Source organism: Pseudonocardia pini, assembly GCF_013870575.1.
Classification (GTDB): Bacteria; Actinomycetota; Actinomycetes; order Mycobacteriales; family Pseudonocardiaceae; genus Pseudonocardia; species Pseudonocardia pini.
The window spans coordinates 1-3704 of the sequence record NZ_JACBXB010000573.1; the positions used below are offsets into that span (position 1 = coordinate 1).

Annotated in this window: 5 protein-coding genes; 1 reads left to right on the top strand and 4 read right to left on the bottom strand. The window is 74.4% G+C overall.

The window, feature by feature from the left end:
* Window positions 1-278 precede the first annotated feature (278 nt).
* Together H5J29_RS24935 and H5J29_RS24940 are read right to left on the bottom strand one after the other, a co-directional pair.
* Window positions 279-698, bottom strand: a complete 420-nt coding sequence (locus tag H5J29_RS24935) for a pyridoxamine 5'-phosphate oxidase family protein (protein ID WP_181783464.1) — start codon at window positions 696-698, stop codon at window positions 279-281.
* The gene (locus H5J29_RS24940) at window positions 695-1531 is read right to left on the bottom strand and encodes an NAD(P)H-binding protein (protein ID WP_181783465.1); all 837 of its coding nucleotides are present in this window, start codon (window positions 1529-1531) and stop codon (window positions 695-697) included. The genes H5J29_RS24935 and H5J29_RS24940 overlap by 4 nt, the downstream gene beginning before the upstream one ends.
* An 82-nt stretch (window positions 1532-1613) precedes the next feature.
* Between H5J29_RS24940 and H5J29_RS24945 the strand changes: the two genes are divergently transcribed.
* A complete protein-coding gene (locus tag H5J29_RS24945) occupies window positions 1614-2555 on the top strand; it encodes an AraC family transcriptional regulator (RefSeq protein ID WP_181783466.1) in 942 nt (313 codons plus the stop codon).
* A 6-nt stretch (window positions 2556-2561) separates the two neighbouring features.
* Here H5J29_RS24945 and H5J29_RS24950 read toward each other — a convergent pair whose 3' ends face one another.
* Window positions 2562-3209, bottom strand: coding sequence for a class I SAM-dependent methyltransferase (locus H5J29_RS24950; RefSeq protein ID WP_312858390.1), 648 nt, complete (start codon window positions 3207-3209; stop codon window positions 2562-2564).
* Between the two features lie 68 nt (window positions 3210-3277).
* Window positions 3278-3704 (bottom strand): LuxR C-terminal-related transcriptional regulator (locus tag H5J29_RS24955; protein ID WP_220187890.1); only part of this gene is annotated, 427 nt, incomplete at its 5' end.

Below are 3704 nucleotides of genomic sequence, written 5' to 3' on the forward strand. Positions count from 1 at the left end.
GTGGCCCGGCCAGGGCGAGTGCCACGCTCGCGGACAAGGGCGAGGCCCCACCGGCCGCGAACCGCCGGTAGGCCTCGGCGAGCGTCCCGCGGTCGGCCATCGCACGAGGGTAGCTAGTGTCCCGCACCGCGAGTCCGCCACACATCTCGACGGCCCAGGCTCACGCACGGCGGCGTTGCCGGTCCGGCGAGTACACCCGGTACGAGCCTCGGACCGGTGCCTGGCCTCGTGTGAACCTGGATCCGCCGAGATACGCGACGGACCCGCGGTGCGGGACACTAGTAGGCGAAGCGGCGTACCGAGTCCGGGTGGAGGACGACACGGACCTGGTCCTCGGCCAGGATCGCCGCGAGGTCGGCGGCGCGCGCCGGGTCGTCGAGGTCCCAGTAGCGGGCGGCGAGCCTGGCGGCGAGGTCGTGGGCCCCGTCGGACTCCACCGTGGTGCGCCCGGCGACGGAGACCCAGCGCTCGCGCTCGTCCGCCGGGGCGGCGACGACGATCGAGGCGCGCGGATCGCGGCGCAGGCGACGGACCTTCAGCGAGTCCGGTGCCGTGAACAGCTGGACCGTCCCCTCCGCCGTCGCCTCGAACCACACCGGCCGCGGCTGGGGCGGCTGCGTCGCCGCGGCCACGGTCAGGAACCCGTGGAGGGGGCGGCCGAGGAACTCGAGGTCCTCGGTGGTCAGCGCGTCGCTCATCGGTCCCACGCTCCCGCCGCCGCGGCCCGCACGACGTACTCCTCGAAGGTCCGCGGCGGGCGACCCAGGACGGTGGCGACGCCGTCGGTCGTCCCGGCGATCACCCCGCGCGCCATCAGCTCGAACATCGCGCTGACGTGCTCCGCCTCGGTCTCGCTCACGCCCTGCTCGACCAGCGCCGCGGTGTACTCCGCGAGGGAGACCTGCTTGTAGGTCAGCGGCAGCCCGGAGGCCCGGGCGATCAGCTCGACGGCCTCGGCGAAGGTCAGCGCGCGCGGGCCGGTGAGCTCGTAGACCCGCCCGGCGTGCCTGCCGGGCTCGGCCAGCACCGTGGCCGCCACGTCGGCGACGTCCTCCAGGTCGATGAACGGTTCGGGCACCTCTCCGGCGGGCAGGGCCAGTCCGCCCGCGACGAGCGGGGCGTGGAAGACGTCCTCGTCGAAGTCCTGGCTGAAGTTCGAGGGGCGCAGCACGGTCCACTCCAGCGCCGAGCCGCGCACGGCGTCCTCGGCCGAGCGCATGTCCAGGCCGAAGGTCGAGTCGCCCCAGGTGTCGGCGCCGTGCCCGGAGAGGAGGACCAGGCGTCGCACGCCGGCGGCCTCGGCCCGGGCCACGAACTCGTGCACCGGGCCGGGCACCGTCGGCGGCACGAGGTAGACGGTGGAGACGCCCTCCAGCGCCGCGTCCCAGCCGGTGGGGTCGGTCCAGTCGAACCGGGTCCGGCTGGACCGGGAGGCGGCGCGGACCGGGGTGCCGCGCAGTCGCAACCGGGCGGCGACCCGCCTGCCGGTCTTGCCGGTGGCGCCGAGAACGAGGGTGATGTCGGTGCTCATGACGACGATTCTGCGGCGAGCCGTCGGACGAATCCATGGGTGAGAAGCTCGTTCGCCTGTGTGTTCGTCTAGCCTGGGGCTCGTGGATGCCTTCGGTGACCTGTTCCGCGGCGTGCGGGCGCAGGGGTCGCTGTTCGGCAGTTCGACCCTGTCGGCACCGTGGTCGCTGGTCTTCGTGGACGGCGCGCCGCTCACGCTGTGCACCGTCCTGGAGGGAGCGGGCTGGATCGTCCCGGAGGGGCGCCCGCCCGAGCACCTCGCGCCCGGCGAGACGCTGGTCGTGCGCGGCCCCGCGCCGTTCTCGTTCGTCGACGAGATCGGGACCGAGGCCGAGCCGATCGAGTGCGGCGAGGACTGCGCGACGCCGGACCAGGGCGGGACCACGCACCGGCTCGGCTGGAACGACTCCGGACCGGGCGCGACCACACTGGTCGTCGGCGCCTACCCGGTCCGGGGTGAGATCGGCAGGCGCCTGCTCGACGCGGTGCCGGCGGTCCTGCGCGTCGCCCCCGGTGGGACGGCCGACGCCGTGCGGGACCTGCTGGCCGCCGAGGTCGCCGTCGACGCCCCGGGCCAGCAGGTGGTGCTCGACCGGCTGCTGGACTGGATGCTCGTCTGCTCGCTGCGCGAGTGGTTCGACCGGCCCGACGGCGAGCCGCCCGCCTGGTACGCCGCGCACCGCGATCCGGTCGTCGGCCATGCCCTGCGGCTGCTGCACGCCGAACCGGCCGCGCCGTGGACGGTCTCCGCGCTGGCCGACCGGACCGGTGTCTCGCGGGCCACGCTCGCGAAACGGTTCGCCGAGCTCGTCGGCGAGCCGCCGCTGACCTACCTCACCCGCTGGCGCATGACGCTCGCGGCGGACCTGCTGGTCGAGCGCGAGGCGACCACCGTCGCCGAGGTCGCCCGCGCCGTGGGCTACTCCGATCCCTTCGGCTTCAGCGCGGCGTTCAAGCGCATCCGCGGCGTGAACCCCAGCGAGTTCCGGCGCACCGGTGCCCCTCGGGAGCCGGCCCGGACCTGACGGCGGTCAGGCGTGGGCCACGCCGGCGAGCTGGGTGTTGAACGGGACGAACGGGGTGTGCAGCCGGTAGGGCTCCAGGTCGAGACGGGCGAACCCGGCCCCGCGCAGGGCACCGGCCAGGTCCCGTTCGCACGAGCACCCCTCGAAGGTCCAGGCCCACGGCCGCCGCAGCACGCGTTGGAGGGTCCGAGTGGGAGTGCCTGCCTGCGCCACGACGTGTTCGACGAAGCGGTAGGTGCCGCCGGGTCGCAGGATGCGACGGATCTCGGCGAGGACCTCGGCGGGGTCGGCCACGGTGCAGAGGACGAGCGAGGAGATCACGGTGTCCACGCTCTGGTCGGGCAGGTCGATGTGCTCGGCCACTCGGTCGCGGAGGTCGAGGTGCACGCCGTGGCGCTCGGCGGCGGCCCGCAGCCGTCGGTGCATGGGGACGTTGGGTTCGACGGCCACGAGCGTCGATCCCGGAGGCAGGTAGCCGAGGTTGGCGCCCACCCCGGCGCCGAGCTCGACGACCGTCCGGGGCAGGTCGGCGAACACGCGCTGCTTGTGCGGGCGCAGGTCCCGCTCGAGGAGCGGGCCGATCGTGCCGAAGAACGCGGCGTTGAAGCGGCCCCGCACCCCGTGCACCTCGAAGCCGGTCTGGGTGTCGATCACTGGAGTCCTCGTCTCGCTGGTCGGTACCAGGACTCTGCGCCGACGTCGCCGCGCGGTCAGGCGTGGAACTACCCCACTTCCGGGCTGCGCGCGCTGTACCAGGCGGCGATCTGGGTGCGGGACCGGAAGCCCAGTCGGAGCCGGATCCGTTCCACGTGACCCTCGGCCGAGCGCTCGTCGATCCCCAGGCGCGTCGCGATCTCGCGGTTGGTGCAGCCCTGGCTGACCAGCTCGGCCACCTCGTTCTGCCGAGCGGTCAACCCGTCGGCGCGGCGGCGGGCGACGGGCAGGCCGAGGAACCGACGGACCACGCGCACCAGCTCGTCCCGGTCGCCCGCATAAGGGAGGTGCGAGCGGCCGGGCAGCAGCGCCAGCCGAGCCCCGTCGATCCCGTCGGCGAGGGCTTCCGCCTGCGCGACGGGCGCGGCGCGGTCCCCGGTGCGGTGCACCACCAACGTCGGCGCCCGGACCTGGTCGAGGCGGTCGGTGACGTCG